The organism is uncultured Thiodictyon sp. (assembly GCA_903837595.1).
Classification (GTDB): Bacteria; Pseudomonadota; Gammaproteobacteria; order Chromatiales; family Chromatiaceae; genus Thiodictyon.
Genome location: CAILVI010000545.1, coordinates 1 through 2,004, shown reverse-complemented (window position 1 = coordinate 2,004; position 2,004 = coordinate 1). Strand labels below are relative to the sequence as shown.

Annotated in this window: 2 protein-coding genes and 1 pseudogene; 2 read left to right on the top strand and 1 reads right to left on the bottom strand. The window is 66.9% G+C overall.

Going from position 1 to position 2,004, the window contains the following annotated elements; genetic code table 11:
• On the top strand, positions 1 to 914 hold a 914-nt coding region (locus QZY44_RS32985), incomplete at its 5' end, for an IS630 family transposase (RefSeq protein WP_295457760.1).
• Positions 915 to 921: 7 nt separating this feature from the next.
• Here the strand turns inward: QZY44_RS32985 and QZY44_RS32980 are convergent.
• Positions 922 to 1,092: a hypothetical protein gene (locus tag QZY44_RS32980; protein WP_295457759.1), complete on the bottom strand. Its 171-nt coding sequence runs from the start codon at positions 1,090 to 1,092 to the stop codon at positions 922 to 924.
• Positions 1,093 to 1,504: 412 nt separating this feature from the next.
• Between QZY44_RS32980 and QZY44_RS32975 the strand changes: the two are divergent.
• Positions 1,505 to 2,004: pseudogene (locus QZY44_RS32975) on the top strand (hypothetical protein); the annotation flags it as partial.

Genomic DNA, 2,004 nt, shown 5'->3' with positions numbered 1-2,004 from the left:
GTCCCCCCTTTTTTGACGCGGTGACGGAGCAGGCACTCGATGACCTGATCCGTGACAGTGTCGCGGCGGCCGCCGCGCCCTCGATGCAGCGCGCCCCCGAGACGGGGCGGGTCGTGCCCAGTGAGAAACTTGCGCAACACACCGCCCCGCCGCGCTGGACCCTCAAGCGCCTCGTGGCCTGGATCGAGACGCGCTTTGCGCGCCGCGTCAGCCGTGAAACGCTTCGTCAGGCGCTCAAACGGCTGGGGTTCTCCTGGAAGAAGGCCAAGGCGCTGCTCAACCGGGCCACGACCGCCGCCCGCGAAGCGTTCGTCGCGCAACTCCAGACCCTCCTGCAGCGCACCTTAGGGCCAGAGCCTCCGTTGGTGGTCTATGTCGACGAAGCGCACATCCATCAGGAAGCGGATTTGGGCTATGGTTGGGCGCCGATCGGGGAGCGGCTGTGGGTCGGCTCGCATACCCCCGGGCTGTCCGCCAAAATGAGTTTCTATGGGGTCTATTTCTACAACGCGGGGCAGGTGGCGATCTGGGACTTTCCGTGTGGCAACACCGAGCACACCCTGACCGTCTTGCACCGTCTGCGTGAGCAGGAACCGACCCGCGAGATCATCCTGCTGTGGGATGGCGCATCCTATCACCGCGCCGGCGCCGTCATCGACCTGGCGCAGGCACTGTCGATCACCCTGGAGCCGCTGCCCAGTTATAGCCCAGACTTCATGCCCGTTGAAGCGCTGTGGCGCTGGCTGCGTGAGGATGTCACGTACCATCATTGCCATGCCACCGCGGCGGAGTTGATCACCCGGGTGCGCGACTTTGCGCACACGATTAACGCCGATCCGTTTGTGGTTGCCGACCGCCTCTGGACGAGAACGACGCTCGATCCAGAGGAAGAGAAATTACGCATCCCGGCCTAGGCGAGGTTTAGCTTACGCGGGAAGCACTGCCCTGCGGCAGGCAGATGGTGACGCGGCTGCCCGGGGCCAGCGGCGCGATGTCGAGGCGGCCCCCGAGCAGGGGGATGCGCTCGCGTACGCTGAAGAGGCCAAAGCGCCCGCCCTGACCGGGGTCGGCCGTCACCTCGGCCCCAGGCACCCGCCCCGTAACCGGTAAGACCCACGGCGAAACCCACCCCGTCGTCCTCCACACTCCGCCTGAGCCCCGCGGGGCCGGTCGCGAGCCCGATGGCCCCGCGGCGGACCTGGGCATGCTTGATGAGGTTGTAGACCAGGTCCCGGGCGGACTGGAACAGGATCACCGATGCGCCAGGGTGAGCTTCGCATGGGCTATCGCGCAGCTCGCTCGCCAACTGAGCTCGTTCCGCCTCCTTGAGCAGCGACAGGTCCAGGGCCAGGCGGCGCAGCTGTCGGAGTTGTCCGCAAGCTCGGGGGCGCCGAGCGCCCAAGAGCGCGACACCATAAGGATCGGTGTCGCGAATATCTGCTCTCGGGTTACGTCCGACAGACTGCCAGACTGCTGCCCAGATTGATCGGACCCCGAGCCGCCGATGACCGACCGCAACCAGGCCGCAGCATCCAGCGACCACGACAGCCCTTGGAAGGAGGCGCTGGAGCGCTATTTCCCCGACTTCCTCGCGCTCTTGTTTCCGCACAGCCATGCCGAGATCGACTGGACGCGCGGGCATAGCTTCATGGACAAGGAGCTGCAGCGCATCGTGCGCGATGCCGAGACCGGCCGGCGCTACGCTGACAAGCTGGTCGCGGTCGCGCGCCGCGACGGCAGCCCCGCTTGCGTCCTGGTGCATGTGGAGGTGCAGGGCGAACCGGAAGCAGCCTTCGCCGAGCGCATGTTCGTCCACAACCATCGGCTGCGCGATGCCCGCAGCGTACCGGTGGCGAGCCTCGCGGTCCTCGCCGATACCAGCCCGCGCTTCCGGCCCAAGCACTACCGGGATAGCCTCTGGGGCTGCTCCATCGACTTTCGCTTTCCAGTCGCCAAGCTGCTGCACTGGGACCGGCCCGCGCGTTGGGCGGAGCTGGAGCAGAG